At 65.2% G+C, this 13980-nt stretch carries 11 protein-coding genes; 3 read left to right on the forward strand and 8 right to left on the reverse strand.

The window, feature by feature from the left end; genetic code table 11:
- Positions 1-157: 157 nt before the first annotated feature.
- From SO180_RS29950 to SO180_RS29965, 4 genes are all read right to left on the reverse strand, one after another.
- Positions 158-1231, reverse strand: a complete 1074-nt coding sequence (locus tag SO180_RS29950) for a sensor histidine kinase (protein WP_449382426.1) — start codon at positions 1229-1231, stop codon at positions 158-160.
- Positions 1218-1910 (reverse strand): response regulator transcription factor, encoded by a 693-nt coding sequence (locus SO180_RS29955; RefSeq protein WP_449382427.1) that lies wholly within the window; start codon positions 1908-1910, stop codon positions 1218-1220. The genes SO180_RS29950 and SO180_RS29955 overlap by 14 nt, the downstream gene beginning before the upstream one ends.
- Positions 1911-2020: 110 nt before the next feature.
- Complete coding sequence (locus SO180_RS29960) at positions 2021-2560, reverse strand: hypothetical protein (protein ID WP_449382428.1); 540 nt, start codon at positions 2558-2560, stop codon at positions 2021-2023.
- 130 nt (positions 2561-2690) lie between these two features.
- Entirely contained in the window at positions 2691-5027 is a 2337-nt protein-coding gene (locus SO180_RS29965) for a Tex family protein (protein ID WP_449382429.1), read from the reverse strand.
- Between the two features lie 492 nt (positions 5028-5519).
- Between SO180_RS29965 and SO180_RS29970 the strand changes: the two genes are divergently transcribed.
- On the forward strand, positions 5520-6995 hold the full coding sequence (locus tag SO180_RS29970; RefSeq protein WP_449382430.1) for an amidase: 1476 nt from the start codon (positions 5520-5522) through the stop codon (positions 6993-6995).
- Between the two features lie 200 nt (positions 6996-7195).
- Here the strand turns inward: SO180_RS29970 and SO180_RS29975 are convergent, their stop codons facing one another.
- Positions 7196-7513 (reverse strand): hypothetical protein, encoded by a 318-nt coding sequence (locus SO180_RS29975; protein ID WP_449382431.1) that lies wholly within the window; start codon positions 7511-7513, stop codon positions 7196-7198.
- 123 nt (positions 7514-7636) lie between these two features.
- On the opposite strand from SO180_RS29975, the gene SO180_RS29980 reads away from it, so the two are divergent.
- A complete protein-coding gene (locus tag SO180_RS29980) occupies positions 7637-8548 on the forward strand; it encodes a PaaI family thioesterase (RefSeq protein ID WP_449382432.1) in 912 nt (303 codons plus the stop codon).
- A gap of 69 nt (positions 8549-8617) precedes the next feature.
- Complete coding sequence (locus tag SO180_RS29985) at positions 8618-8983, forward strand: hypothetical protein (protein ID WP_449382433.1); 366 nt, start codon at positions 8618-8620, stop codon at positions 8981-8983.
- A gap of 10 nt (positions 8984-8993) precedes the next feature.
- Here the strand turns inward: SO180_RS29985 and SO180_RS29990 are convergent, their stop codons facing one another.
- The 3 genes from SO180_RS29990 to SO180_RS30000 form a co-directional block, all read right to left on the reverse strand.
- A complete protein-coding gene (locus SO180_RS29990; RefSeq protein WP_449382434.1) occupies positions 8994-9626 on the reverse strand; it encodes a 2-dehydro-3-deoxy-6-phosphogalactonate aldolase in 633 nt (210 codons plus the stop codon).
- 13 nt (positions 9627-9639) lie between these two features.
- Positions 9640-10554 carry a 2-dehydro-3-deoxygalactonokinase gene (locus SO180_RS29995; RefSeq protein ID WP_449382435.1) on the reverse strand — a complete coding sequence of 305 codons (915 nt, stop codon included), beginning with the start codon at positions 10552-10554 and terminating at the stop codon, positions 9640-9642.
- A gap of 101 nt (positions 10555-10655) precedes the next feature.
- Positions 10656-13961: an acetyl-CoA carboxylase family protein gene (locus tag SO180_RS30000; protein ID WP_449382436.1), complete on the reverse strand. Its 3306-nt coding sequence runs from the start codon at positions 13959-13961 to the stop codon at positions 10656-10658.
- Positions 13962-13980: the final 19 nt, after the last annotated feature.

A 13980-nucleotide genomic window follows, 5' to 3' on the forward strand; every position in this document is an offset into this window, starting at 1 on the left:
CAGTCGCCTGCGACGATGTCCGTGCTGTACTGCTCTCATCCAAAGACGTACCGTGCGGATGATTTTATGACACAGTAGGACTAAAACGCCATGAGATTAGGATGAATCGTCATCCGCTCCACACTTTTCCTGATCATGCTCCAGCAAATTTGTACGCCTACAGTGCGGACGACGGAAAACGGACCTGGATCGTCAGCCCCGGCGCGTTGTCATGGAGTACGATCTCAGCACCGTGCAGCCGCACGATCGCGGCGACGAGGCTCAAGCCTAGGCCGTTGCCTGGCGTGTAGCGACTCTGCTCGAGTCTGTAAAAGCGCTTGAATACGTGGTCCCGCTGATCTTTCGGGATGCCGGGCCCGTCGTCCTCGATCGAGATCAGCGCGCCACCGTCGCTGGACTTGCAGATCACGGTCACCTGCCCGTTCGCGCGGCCATGCTTGATCGCATTGTCGACGAGGTTGGCGATGGCGTCGAACAGCAGGTCGCGGTCGCCGGTGACCCTGACCTCGCGGTCGCCCGTCAAATTGAGACGGGTTGCCACCTGCTCGGCGGCGGCATCGTAGAGCTCGACGACTTCGCCGGCGATCTCCACGAGGTTCAGCTCGCGGAACGCGCCCTTGCGCGCGCGGGTCTCGATCTCGGATATCCGCGTGATGGAGGCGAACATTCCGAGCACGGCATCGAGGTCGGCGATGGTATCGCCGATCAGCGCAGCGTCGGCTTCGCTGTTGCGCGGGGCATGATAGGCCTTTTCCAGCCGGCCGCGCATGCGCGTCAGCGGCGTGCGCAGATCGTGCGCGACGTTGTCGCTGACCTGCTTGACCTCGCCCATCAGGGTCTCGATGCGGTCGAGCATCTGGTTGAGGTTTTCAGCGACGCTGTCCCATTCGTCGTGGCTGCCGCGCAAGGGAATGCGCTGGTCAAGGCCCGAGAGCATGATGGCGCGGCTGGTGGCGTTGATCTGCTCGATGCGGCCGACCGTACGCCGCGTCACCAGTACCGCGGCGACCGCGGCGAGCACCAGCAGCAGCAGGGCGACCGCGATCATGGCAAGCTCGATCATTCCGGTGAAGCCGTCGTGATCGCCGACATCGCCGACCCGGCTCTGCACATAGGCGAGCGTCCCATAGTAGACATAGGCGATGATCGCCGCGACGATCAGGCCGAAGACCGCGATCGCGATCAGCGCCAGGCGGAACGTCGATGATTTGAGCGTGTTAGCGAGGAGCACGGAGGCAATATCCGATGCCGCGGATGGTGTGGATCAGCGGATAGGCCTGGCTGTCGTCGACCTTGCGGCGGACACGGCCGACATAGACGTCGATGATGTTTGTGGAGGGATCGAAATGCAGGTCCCAGACGTGCTGGAGCAGCATCGCGCGGGAGACGACGCGCCCCTCGTTGCGGACGAGATATTCGAGCAGCTGGAATTCACGTGGCAGCAATGGGATCTTCTTGCCGCGGCGGCTGGCGCTGCGGGAGATCAGGTCAACCGCGAGATCGCCGACGCGCAAGATCGTCTCCTTGGCGATCGTCTCGCTGCGGCGGCCGAGCGCTTCGAGGCGCGCGAGCAACTCGACGAAGGAGAACGGCTTGACGAGATAGTCGTCACCGCCGGCGCGCAGGCCCCGCACGCGGTCGTCGACCTCGCCGAGCGCGGAGATGATCAGGAAAGGCGACGCGATACCGTCATCGCGCAGCTGGCGCATCACCGTGATGCCGTCGATGTCGGGCAGCATGCGATCGATGGTGATCACGGCATAGTCGCGCTCGCTGCCGCGGCTGATCGCCTCGCGGCCGGTCGCGGCGAGATCGACCTCGTAGCCGCTGGTCGTCAGCTCTTCTGCGAGCTGGCCTGCGGTCTCCAGGTCGTCCTCGACGACGAGAATGCGGCGGTGACCTCCGCTCATGGCTCAACCCGTGGCTCAACTTCTTGCGACGATCGCCACCAGACTATCCCGTTCCGGGGCAGGGCGGAACTGCCCGGCGGCGATCGCGACAACGGTGCGGTTACGCGATGCTAGTACCAATCGTCCCCGCACACATTGACCCACTGCCAGCCCCAGGGCGTCCAGCTCTGCCGCCAGCAGCCACCGTAAAAGCCAGCATAGACGAAAGGCGCGCCGAAGAAGGCGAAGCGACGATGGTGCCGGAAGAAGAAGGCGTGGCGGCCGATGAAGGGCCTGCCGTGCCAGCCGGCACCGGCGAAGCGCGGCCCGACGAAGGCAGCGCGGGCGGCCATTGGGTTGCCTGCAAAGCGCGATGCGAAGGCCGCACGGCCTGCAATCGGTGCGCCGGCAAAGCGCGCGCCACCAAAACTCGCGCCAGCGAAGCGCGCGCCGCCCATGCCGCCAAAATGAGCGCCGCCCATACCGCCGCCCATGCCACCACCACGAAAGCCACCGCCGCCCATGCCGCCACCACCCATATGGCCGCCACCGCCGCCGAAGCCGCCGCCATGCCCGCCGCCGCCACCGCGTTGTGCGAGGACGGGCGACGCAACCGCCAGCGTCGCGGCGACTGCCGCTGCGACGAGGCCTGTGAGAAGCCTGTTGTTCATCGGAAAACCTCCTTGCAGTGCGGCGACATGCCTCGCCGCCCGAGGAGGCTCAGGAGATGAGAATAGACGGGCTCCTTCAACTTACAAATGCGCCAGATTCTAACGCAGAAGTTAATTTGCGCGGCTCGCCTTACGCCGGTTTGCCGCGGCCACTCTTTTCAGCGGCGCGACGCAGCGCTTCGGCGAGCGCGCCGCCGCCGGAGGATTCCTGCTTGCGCGGCGCCGAGGAGGTCATGCGGCCGGAGTTGCGCGAATTGTCGCGCTGCATGCCGGGCGCGTCCTTCGTGGCTCCGACTTCGTCGTCGAGGCGCAGCGTCAGCGAGATGCGCTTGCGGGCGACCTCGACGTCCAGCACCTTCACCTTGACGATGTCGCCCGGCTTCACCACCTCGCGCGGATCCTTGATGAAATTCTTGGACATTGCCGAGATGTGCACGAGGCCGTCCTGGTGCACGCCGATATCGACGAAGGCGCCGAAGGCGGCGACGTTGGTGACCGTGCCCTCGAGGATCATGCCCTTCTTGAGGTCCTTGATCTCCTCGACGCCTTCCTTGAACACCGCCGCCTTGAACGCCGGACGCGGGTCGCGGCCGGGTTTTTCAAGTTCGCGCAGGATGTCGGTGACGGTCGGCAGACCGAAGGTTTCGTCGACATAGTCCTTCGGCTTCAGTGTACGGACAACGTCGCTGTTGCCGATCAGCGCCTTGATGTCGCTCTTGGTGGCGCCGAGGATTCTGCGTACCACTGGATAGGCTTCCGGATGCACGCCGGAAGCATCGAGCGGATCCTCGCCGCCGAGGATGCGCAGGAAGCCCGCGCATTGCTCGAACGCCTTGGGTCCCAGCCGTGGCACGTCCTTGAGCGCCTTGCGCGACTTGAACGGACCGTTGGCGTCGCGATGCTGCACGATGCTTGTGGCAAGGCCCGCACCGACGCCCGACACGCGCGCGAGCAGCGGCGCGGAGGCGGTGTTGACGTCGACACCGACGGCGTTCACGCAGTCCTCGACCACGGCATCGAGCGACTTGGCGAGCTTGGCCTGGCCCAGATCGTGCTGGTACTGGCCGACGCCGATCGCCTTGGGCTCGATCTTGACGAGCTCAGCGAGCGGATCCTGGAGGCGCCGGGCGATCGAGACCGCACCGCGCAAGGTAACGTCCAGGCCTGGCAATTCCTGCGAGGCGAAGGCCGAGGCCGAATAGACCGACGCGCCGGCTTCCGACACCACGATCTTGGTCATCTTCAGCTCGGCCAGGCCCTTGACGAGCTCGGTCGCGAGCTTGTCGGTCTCGCGCGAGGCGGTGCCGTTGCCGATGGCAATCAGCTCGACGCGATGCTTCAGCGCGAGCCGGCCGAGGGTCGCAAGCGACTCGTTCCACTGCCGCTGCGGCTCGTGCGGATAGATTGCGGTGGTGTCGACCACCTTGCCGGTCGCATCGATTACCGCGACCTTGACGCCGGTGCGGTAGCCGGGATCCAGTCCCATGGTGACGCGAGTGCCGGCGGGCGCGGCCAGCAGGAGATCGCGCAGATTGGAGGCGAACACGCGCACGGCCTCGGTCTCGGCCGCGTTCCACAGCCGCATGCGCAGATCGATATTCAGATGCACCTGGATCTTGGTACGCCAGGCCCAGCGTACTGTGTCGATCAGCCAGCGGTCGCCCGCGCGCTTGAGGTCGGCAATGCCGAACCGTTTCATGATCCTCAATTCATAGGCGCTCGGCACGCCCGCCGGCGGCACTTCGGCCTCGGCCTGGATCTGGAGATCGAGGATCTCCTCCTTCTCGCCGCGGAACATCGCGAGGATGCGATGCGACGGGAGTTTTGTCAGTGGCTCGGAGAACTCAAAGTAGTCGGCGAATTTCTCGCCCTCGGTCTTCTTGCCGTCGCGCACCTTGGAGGCCATCCGCGCATTGGTCCACATCTCCTCGCGCAAGCTCCCGATCAAATCGGCGTCCTCGTCGAAGCGCTCGACCAGGATGGCGCGGGCGCCATCGAGCGCGGCAGCAGCATCCGCGACGCCCTTCTCCGCGTTGACGAACGTTTCCGCCACCAGCTTCGGATCGTTGGTGGGCTCCGCCATCAACTGGTCGGCGAGTGGCTCGAGGCCGGCCTCCTTGGCAATCTCCGCCTTGGTGCGGCGCTTGGGCTTGAACGGCAGGTAGATGTCCTCCAGGCGCGCCTTGCTGTCGGCGCCCATGATGGTGGCCTCCAGCGTCGCGTCGAGCTTGCCCTGCTCGCGGATCGATTCGAGGATCGCCTTGCGGCGGTCTTCGAGCTCGCGCAGGTAGACAAGGCGCTCTTCCAGCGTGCGGAGCTGCGCGTCGTCGAGCGCACCGGTGGCTTCCTTGCGGTAGCGAGCGATGAAGGGAACCGTGGCGCCACCGTCGAGCAGCTCCACCGCCGCCTGAACCTGCTCCTCCCGGGCCCCGAGCTCCTGCGCAATCTTCTGGTTGATGTTTGCCACGCCAGTTTCCTCTAATCAAAGCACGCGACGCGAACCGAACCGACGGCCCGCGGGACGCCGCTTATGGACCATCCCGACTTGATTCATCAAGGTACGACACCGAACAGTCGACAAGGGATTTTTTTGTTGCGCTGATGCGATCTCGCCACATTCGGCTGGTTGCCGCGGCTGGCGCGCCCTTCATTGCGAGCGTGGGCGCCGACACTCCAGACTATCGAGATTCCGAAGCTCTACAAACCAAGCCATTTGCGCCGCGGAGCACTTGTAGCCCGGACGGAGCGAAGCGAAATCCGGGCCACCCGATTTGCCCGGTCGTCAACGCTTACGGCGCGACTCGTCGAGGGTCTTCAATCTCAGGATTTAGTCACGCGCGCGTGCCGCCAGGACCGCCGCAAAATCTCCGGATTCGGCGGCGCAGCCATGCGGGTCCTGTCGATTGACACACCCTCTCGCGAAACTATGTTCGCCGCCGAACGAGAGGATTGAATCGCGATGACCTTGCCGATGAGCTGGAATGAATGGGCGCAACACGATGGCGTAGCGCTGGCCGCATGCGTCAAGAAAGGCGACCTCACGCCTGCCGAATTGGCGCGCCAGGCCGCGGCCGCGGTGGCGAAGGTCGATACCGCGCTGTCCGGCGTGGTCGAGCTGTTCGACGACGTGATCGCGGATCCCGCCAAGGACGGCGCCAACCTCACCGGCCCGTTCGCCGGCCTGCCCTTCCTGATGAAGGATCTCGGGCCCACCATGAAAGGCCGCTTGCAGGAAATGGGCTCGCTGCTGATGCGCGGCAATCGCGCAGGCGCCGACACCTTCCTGACCTCGAAATTCCGCCAGGCCGGATTGAACCTGATCGGACGCACCACGACGCCGGAGTTCGGGGTATGCAGCTCCGCCGACAACCCGGCCGTCTATGTCACGCGCAACCCCTGGAACACCGACTACACCACCTGCGGCTCGTCGGCAGGCAGCGCCGCATCGGTCGCCGCCGGCATCGTGCCGATTGCGCATGCGACCGACGGCGGTGGCTCGATCCGCATTCCTGCAGGGGTCAACGGCAATATCGGGCTGAAGGTGTCACGCGGCGTGTTCTCGCTCGCGCCGCACATGTCCGATCTCACCGGCCTCGTTTCGATCCAGGGCTGCCAGTCGCGCAGCGTGCGCGACACCGCGGCCTTCGTCGATCATGCCCGGGGACCTGCGCCCGGCGAGTTCATGCCGTTCTGGACCACGGCGCAGCCCTATACCGATATGATCAAGCGCGATCCGGGCAAGCTCCGCATCGCGCTGTCGCATCAATGGGGCGATTATCGCGCGACGCCGCACATCGCAGCCGAACTGCAGAAAGTCGGCCGCTTCCTCGAAGGCCTCGGCCATCACGTCGACTTTGCCCTGCCCGAGCTCGATTTTCGCGCCGCTTTCGACGCGCAGACGACCTGCTACATCTCCAACTTCGCCGTCGTGATCTCCAACATGCTCGCCGCGCGCGGGCTGGAGCGGCCGCCGGAGGATCTGATCGAGCCGATGAACATCCGGATCTGGGAGGCGGGCCGGCACACGAGCTTTGCCGAGCGGGCAAAAATGCAGGCGGTGTTCAACACGACATCGCGCGGCTTCGGCGGCTTCTTCGAGCAGTGGGACGTCATCCTGACGCCGATCACCGGGCTTCCGACGCCGAAGGTCGGCACCAAGGAGTATCTCACGATCTCCGACAATCCGGATGTGCTGGACTGGTTCGGCAATCTCTGGCGCAATTTTGCCTTCACGCCGCTGGCGAACCTCTGCGGCATGCCGGCGATCTCGCTGCCACTCGCCGAGAACGAGCACGGCCTGCCGCTCGGCATCCAGGCCATCGCCAAGCAGGCCAATGACGGCCTGCTGCTTCAACTCGCCGCGCAGATCGAGCGCGCCATCGACGGCAAGTGGAATGCCGGCAAGAAGCCGAAGGTGCACGTGACGAAGGGATGAGCGCGCGACTGCTTGACCTGCGTAGGGTGGATTAGTTCTACTGCGTCACAAGCACTCTTTCCTCGTCCTGAGGAGCGCGGAACGCGCGTCTCGAAGGATGGCCGCGGGTGAGATCCGGGCCTTCATGGTTCGAGACGCGCTCCGCGCTCCTCACCATGAGGGTCTTTGACGCAGTAGAACTAACCCACCCTACGAAGCGATCAATTCTTCATGGCCGGAATCGTCTCCATCGGCTGCTGCTGGCCCTGCTGCATCATGGCGAGCGCCTTGTCGAGCGCTTCGCGCAGGGCGATGGCGGCGGCAGGACTGCAGCGGATGTGTCCGGTCTGGATCACGTCGACCCGGACGCCCGGACCCACCGGCATCAAAAGGTTCGCGGCGAGCTCGATCTGGATCGCGCCGTTGTGATGGCCGAAGCAGGACACGCCGTCGAAATAGATGAACGGCGCCCGCTCGGCGCTTCCTGTCGAAATCGTCACGCCCCCTGAACTGGTCGCCGGCGCGTCGGGGTCTGCCATGGGGTTCCTCGTCGTTCTCAAAACAGATGATCCCGCAGCATCGTTGCTTCGTCCTCGCCTGTCGAGCCCCGAATGAAGCAGGAGATTTTTGCGCGAGCCGCGACAACGGTCTAAAATATGGTCATGTCCAGATCGCAAAACACGACTCTTCCGTTCGACGTGCTCGCCGAGGCCATTAGGGGACGCCGCTCCGATTATGGCTATATCAGCGGGCTCAGGCTCGACCGCGCAGCACCTGGTGAAGCCTGGTCGAGCCTGCCGTACCGCCCAGTCTTCGTCGGCGATACCGAAACCGGCGTGCTGCATGGCGGCGTGGTCACAGCGATGCTGGACGAGTGCTGCGGCATGGCGGTGCAACTCGCGCTCGACGGCACGCACGCGATCGCGACGCTGGATCTGCGCATCGACTATCAGAAGCCGGCCACGCCCGGCCTCGACATCCGAGCGCATTCGATCTGCTATCGCACAACGCGCTCGATCGCCTTCGTGCGCGCGACGGCCTACCAAGAGTCGGAGGACGACCCTGTTGCAACCGCGACCGCCTGCTTCATGATCGGCGCCAACCGCACCAACATGCTGGCCGAGCGCGCGACGGACCAGCGCAGCATCCCGACGCTGGACGCACCGGAGGATCCGGCCGGTCCCTTCGCCAATAGCCCCTTCGCGCGCTGCCTCGGCATCCGCTTCCAGGATGACGGCACGCTGATGATGCCGTTCTCGCCAAAGATCATCGGCAACCCGATCCTGCCCGCGATCCATGGCGGCATGACCGGCGCATTCCTGGAGACCACGGCAATCGTCGGCGTGACACGCGAGCTCGGCATCTCCAGGCCGCCCAAGCCGATCGGACTCACGATCAACTATTTGCGCTCCGGCCGCGCGCTCGACAGCTTTGCCAACGTCTCGATCGTCAAGCAGGGCCGGCGCATCGTCGCGTTCGAGGCAAGGGCATGGCAGGACGACCCGGACAAGCCGATCGCGTCCGCCTTCGGTCATTTCATGCTGCGGCCGACGCCTGGAAGCGAGGAAGAATAGGCGCATTGGGGGCTTGACGGCCGGCGCAAGCGCCACAACGATAACGCGGCTTCCACCAGAGGAACCGCAGTGCGGCATCCGATCGACATCATCGCCATGTTCGCCGCCATATGGCTGTTGGCGTCGATGGTGCTGGACGCGCTGACGCCGAAAGAGCTGACCGCGGTCATGATCGGCGTTGCAATCGGACCCGCGGTGATCATCACCGCGATCTTCTATTACCTGCGTTTTCCGCGAACCGACTTTGCCGTGCTATTCGCCGCGCTATGGCTGATCTCGGACATCGCCATCGAGTTCATCTCGCCGAAGCCGCTGCCAAACTTCCTGATCATCCTCGGCTTCGTACCTGCGCTGTTGGTCGGCGCGGTGCTGCACTGGCAGCGCTTTGCGCGCCGCCATGAGCGGCTGGTGTGGCCCTCGGCAAGACGAAGCTGACGCTCCGCTCTCACGCGTCCTGAATTGCGAGATCGTAGGCCGCAATTGTCGCCTTGGCGCGCGCGGCGACATCGGCCGCGGTCATGCCCGGCTTGTAGAGGCTGCTGCCGAGGCCGAAGGCGCGCACGCCGCTTTTGACATATTCGGCAAAATTCTGCTCGGAGACCCCACCGACAGCAGCGATCATTGCGCTTTCCGGCAACACGGCGCGGATCGCGGCAATGCCCGCGGCGCCGAGCACGCTGGCTGGAAAGAATTTCAGGCTCGATGCGCCGGCGCGTGCGGCCAGCAACGCTTCAGTCGGCGAGAACACGCCGGGCATGGTCACCATGCCGTGCTCATGCGCACGCGCAATCACCTGCGTGTCGACATTCGGGGCCACCAGCAGCTTGCCGCCGGCCTCATTCAGCCGGTCGACATCGGCGGTAGTAAGCACAGTACCGGCGCCGACCAGCACGCCAGTGGGCGCACGCTTGACCGCAATCTCGATCGAGCGGAACGGGTCGGGTGAATTCAAGGGAATCTCGATCGCAGTCATGCCGGCTTCGATCAGCACGCCGACGATGCCGTCGGCCTCGTCGGGCTTCACGCCGCGCAGGATTGCGACCAGCGGACGCTTCATCGTCGGAAATGGCACGTTCATGCAAAAAATCCTTCTATCTCGTCCAGATGGCGCGCGCCGCCATCGCAAGGCCGCTGCGCACTGCCTCGTCGGCATCGATTGGCTCAACCGCCACCGCAAGTGTTTCAAACGCCAGCCGATACAGCATCTGAAGCCGCCCTGATGCAACCAGTCTGATACCGCTCTGCGGCCGGCCGTGGGCGAGCCCCGCCGCGAGCTCGATTCCGATCAGGGTGCCCGAGATGGTTTCGCGCGCCGCGGCCGGCGTGCCGCCGAACAGGAGCTGCCGCGACCGCACCTGGAACAGAAGGTTGGCTGCCGATGCCGGGGTCTTGAACCCAGCCGCAACCGCTGACCTGAACGCCTCGCGGTCTTCAGCATCATCGGCTCCAGTAACCGCATGCGAGAGGATCGTCTCGCGCGAGACGACGCTGAACAGCTCGCCCGTCATGAAGGTGGCAAAACGTGCGACCGTTCCACCGCTGACGCTCACCCATTTCGAATGCGTCCCGGGCATGCAGACCAGCGCCTCGCCGGCGGCCTCAAGACCAAGCGCGCCGAGCAACTGGGTCTCCTCGCCCCGCATCACGTCCGGCGCGCCGGCGTCACGCTGCGCAATTCCCGGCAGAATGCGGATGTCGCGCGACTGTCCGGCGACCGGAACCGCGCGCGCGAGGATCGCGGCGAGCGGAGCCGGGGTATCGACATAGCCGGCTTCAACCCAGCCCTGGCGGGCGCCGGCCATGCCGCAGATCAGCACAGGCAGCTCGCTTCCCGCCCCCACCGCATCCAGATGCGATTGCAGCACGGTGGCAAAGCCAGTCTTCGCCGCCGCCATCATGCCCTCGCCGCTGCGGCGCTCGGCCAGAACCTGGCCGTCACGGTCGATCAGCCAGAGCCTGAAGCTCGTCGTGCCCCAATCAACCGCAACATAGGCAGCTTCCGTCATGACAAACCACGTCCTCTGATTCGATCGTCCGGTCCCGACATGACCGTCGCTGAGGCGAGAATGTCAATCGGGAACCGGCACGCTGCCGTTGCTGCGCCTGCTCACCACGCGTCGATGCAGGGGCGCTTCTTGGTCGTGCGCTCGGGCGGCTTCGGCACGGAGCGCAGGCCCGCCATGATCCACCGCCGCGTCTCAGCGGGATCGATGACGTTGTCGATCTCGAACACCGAGGCAATCGAGACCGCCTTGCCGTTGGCGTAGAGCTCGGCGACCTTGTTGCGATAATAGGTTTCGCGCTCGACCGGGTCGACGATCGCCTCCATCTCCTTGCGGAAGCCGAGCCGCACATAACCTTCGAGACCCATGCCGCCGAATTCCCCGGTCGGCCAAGCCGCGGTAAAGAAGGAGGCATGGAAGCCGCCGCCGATCATCGACTGTGCGCCCAGACCATAGCCCTTGCGCAACACGATGCCGAACAGCGGGACGGAGAGGCTCGCGCCGGTGACGAACATGCGCGAGACGTGGCGCACGATCGCGGTCTTCTCGGCCTCCGGGCCGACCATGAAGCCGGGCGTATCGCAGAGCGAGACGATCGGGATGTCAAAGGCGTCGCAGAGCTGGAGGAAGCGCGCCGCCTTGTCGCCGGCATCCGCATCGATCGCGCCGCCGAGATGGCGGGGATTGTTGGCGATCAGGCCGAACGGCCTGCCTTCGATGCGGATGAAGGCGGTGACCATGCCGACGCCGTAGTCGCGGCGGAGTTCGAGAACGGAGCCCTTGTCGGCGATGAGATCGATCACGCTTCGGATGTCGTAAACGCGCAGCCGGTTCTCGGGGATCGCGCGGCGCAGGAGGCGCTGATCGGCCGCCTGCCACCCGCTCACCGCGCCCTGGAAATAGGACAGATATTTCTGCGCAACGCGCGTTGCTTCCTCCTCGTCCTCGACGAGGATGTCGATGACGCCGTTCGGGGACTGGAACGAGACCGGGCCAACCTCGGCGGGATGATAGACGCCAAGACCACCGCCTTCGATCATGGCCGGCCCGCCCATGCCGATCGAGGCATTCTTGGTGGCGATGATGACGTCGCAGCAGCCAAGCATCGCCGCATTGCCCGCAAAACAATAGCCTGAGACAACGCCCACGACAGGCACGAGGCCGGAAAGCCTTGCGAATTGCAAAAAGGAAGGACCATCGAGGCCGGTCATGCCGAGACGATCGGTGTCGCCGGGCCGCCCACCGCCACCTTCGGCGTAAAACACCAGTGGCATGCGCCATTGTTCGGCGAGCGTCAGCATGCGGTCGATCTTCTTGTGGTTCATGTGGCCCTGCGTGCCCGCAAGCACGGTGTAGTCGTAGGCGACCACCATGCAGCGCGCATCATCGGGGCCGAACTTGTCCGCATTTACGGTTGCGACGCCGGTGATCAGGCCGTCCGCCGGCGTGTTCTTGATGAGATCGTCGAGCTTGCGGCGGCGACGCTGCGCGGCGATGGCGAGGCTGCCATATTCCATGAAAGAGCCGTCGTCGACGAGCTGCACAACGTTTTCGCGCGCGGTGCGCTGATTGGTGTTGCGGCGGCGCTCGACGGACGCCAGGCGATTTTCGTCGCGCGTGTTGGCCTGGCGCGACAACATCTCGGCGAGATCGGGGCGGATGTGATCGAGATCGATCTCGGCTTCCTTGGCAGCGCTGTCGGCCGCGACGTCGAGCGGCTCGAGATAGAGGATCGGCTCGCCATGCAGCAGCGTGACGCCGTCGCCGGCCACGAGCCTCATGACCCGGCCACCCTGCTCGGCCATTACCAGGTGCTCCATCTTCATGGATTCGATCACCGCGAGCTGCTGGCCGGGCCGCACGATCTCGCCCTCTTTGACCTGGATCGTCACGACGGTGCCCTGCAAGGGCGCCGCGACCATCACCGTTCCCTCCGGCACCTCCTGCGCCACGTGGGTTTGCGCCGCGTGATCGCCGGACTTGTCAGTCGGTGCAAAGAACAGCGGCCGCGCCGCGCCGTCGGCCGCCTCTACGAGCTTTGCGACATTGCGATCTATGAAGTCGGTCGCGATACGATTGGTCCTGAAGTCGGGATGAGCGAGCACCGCCTGGAGGAAGGGGATGTTGGTCACGACGCCATCGATGCGGAATTCGCGCAAGCTCCGCGAGGCTTTCGCGACCACGTCGTGCCAAGCCTCACCCAACGTATGGACGATGACCTTGGCAAGCAGTGAGTCGAAGGCGGCGCTGGTTTTGTAGCCGGCATAGCCAAAGCTATCGACGCGCACGCCAGGGCCCGAGGGCGGTTCGAACACCGCAAGCACGCCGCCGGTCGGGTGCGTCGCACCAGTCTCGTCCAGCGTCTCCATGTTGATACGGAGCTGCATGGCGTGGCCGCGCGGCGTCGGGATCGAAGCCTGGTCGAGGCCCAGCGAAGCGAGCGAGGCGCCGGAGGCGACCGCAAGCTGCGCGCGGACGAGATCGACGCCCAGCACCTCCTCCGTCACTGTGTGCTCGACCTGAAGCCGCGGATTGGCCTCGATGAAGGCGAAGCTGTCTTCAGTGGCGCCATCGACCAGGAACTCGAAGGTGCCGAGATTGTCGTAGCCCGCGTGCGTGGCGAGCTGCTTTGCCGCCTCGATGATGCGGCCGCGCAAGCCGTCGCTGAGCGAGGGACTGGGCGCCACCTCGATCAACTTCTGGTGCCGGCGCTGAACGGTGCATTCGCGCTCCCAGAGATGGCTGATCGCGCCATGATGGTCCCCGATGATCTGCACCTCGATGTGGCGCGCCTTGCGGATCAGGCGCTCGGCATAGACGCCGTCAAAGCCGAAGGCCGCTTTCGCCTCCGACTGGCAGCGCGCATAGGCCTCCGCCAGATCCGCAGCCTTCTCCACGATACGCATGCCGCGGCCGCCGCCGCCGGCCATCGCCTTGATCACGATCGCGGCGGACTTGCCGAGCGAGTCGAAGAACGCCTGAATCTCGCCAAGCGAGGACGGCCCGCTGGTGCCGGCGATAATCGGCACGCCGCAGCGTTTTGCAAGCTGCCGCGCGGCGACCTTGTCGCCAAACAGCTCGAGCGCGATCACCTTCGGTCCCACGAAGGCGATGCCCTCGGCGGCGCAAGCCTTGGCGAAGTCGGCGTTCTCGCTGAGGAAGCCATAGCCGGGGTGCACGGCGTCGCAGCCGGCGCCCTTCGCAGCCTTCACCACGCTTTCGATGTCGAGATAGGCACGCGCCCCGCGGCCGGGAACCTCAACGGCCTCGTCGACGACGCGGACGTGCAGCGACAGCGCATCGTCGGCAGGAAAGATCGCCACCGTCGCAATGCCGGCATCCGCCGCGGCCCGCGCGATGCGGATGGCGATCTCGCCGCGATTGGCGATCAGGAGCTTTCGGAACGACATTTGAGCGGGCCTCCGTGCA

Source organism: Bradyrhizobium sp. UFLA05-112 (assembly GCF_053572325.1).

Bases quoted from the DNA above. Each gene is read 5' to 3' on its own strand.
- SO180_RS29955 (WP_449382427.1), bottom strand. From the start codon at position 1,910: ATGAGCGGAGGTCACCGCCGCATTCTCGTCGTCGAGGACGACCTGGAG.
- SO180_RS29960 (WP_449382428.1), bottom strand. From the start codon at position 2,560: ATGAACAACAGGCTTCTCACAGGCCTCGTCGCAGCGGCAGTCGCCGCG.
- SO180_RS29970 (WP_449382430.1), top strand. From the start codon at position 5,520: ATGACCTTGCCGATGAGCTGGAATGAATGGGCGCAACACGATGGCGTA.
- SO180_RS29975 (WP_449382431.1), bottom strand. From the start codon at position 7,513: ATGGCAGACCCCGACGCGCCGGCGACCAGTTCAGGGGGCGTGACGATT.
- SO180_RS29980 (WP_449382432.1), top strand. From the start codon at position 7,637: ATGTCCAGATCGCAAAACACGACTCTTCCGTTCGACGTGCTCGCCGAG.
- SO180_RS29990 (WP_449382434.1), bottom strand. From the start codon at position 9,626: ATGAACGTGCCATTTCCGACGATGAAGCGTCCGCTGGTCGCAATCCTG.
- SO180_RS29995 (WP_449382435.1), bottom strand. From the start codon at position 10,554: ATGACGGAAGCTGCCTATGTTGCGGTTGATTGGGGCACGACGAGCTTC.
- SO180_RS30000 (WP_449382436.1), bottom strand. From the start codon at position 13,961: ATGTCGTTCCGAAAGCTCCTGATCGCCAATCGCGGCGAGATCGCCATC.